The sequence below is a fragment of the Maribellus luteus genome (assembly GCF_003576475.1).
Taxonomy (GTDB): Bacteria; Bacteroidota; Bacteroidia; order Bacteroidales; family Prolixibacteraceae; genus Draconibacterium; species Draconibacterium luteum.
Window position 1 is genome coordinate 1 of record NZ_QWGR01000271.1, and the last position, 523, is coordinate 523.

Annotated in this window: 1 protein-coding gene; it reads right to left on the minus strand. The window is 67.3% G+C overall.

Going from position 1 to position 523, the window contains the following annotated elements:
• The coding region (locus D1614_RS25040; protein WP_175579327.1) for a proline dehydrogenase family protein at positions 1 to 523 on the minus strand (523 nt) is incomplete at both ends.

Genomic DNA, 523 nt, shown 5'->3' on the forward strand with positions numbered 1-523 from the left:
CGCGGGTGCAGCGCCGACAGCTTGATCGAGATGCCCGGCCCTTCGTAGATGCCGCGCCCGCCCGAGGCCTGCCCGATCGCGCGGATCGCCTGCTCGTACGACGCGAGGTAGCGCTGCGCGTCTTCCTCCGTCATCGCGGCCTCGCCGAGCATGTCGTAGGAATAGCGGAAGCCCTCGGCCTCGAACTTGCGCGCGTTGGCCAGTGCTTCAGAGATGGTTTCGCCGGTGACGAACTGCTCGCCCATCAGGCGCATCGCCATATCCACACCCTTGCGGATCAGCGGCTCGCCGCTCTTGCCGATGATGCGCGTGAGCGCCTTCGACAGCCCGGCTTCGTTATGCGTGGCGACCAGCTTGCCCGTCAGCAGCAGGCCCCAGGTGGCGGCGTTCACGAACAGCGACGGGCTCTGGCCCAGGTGCGAATGCCAGTTGCCGTTGCTGATCTTGTCGCGGATGAGCGCGTCGCGCGTGGCCTTGTCGGGAATGCGCAGCAGCGCCTCAGCTAGGCACATCAGCGCCACGC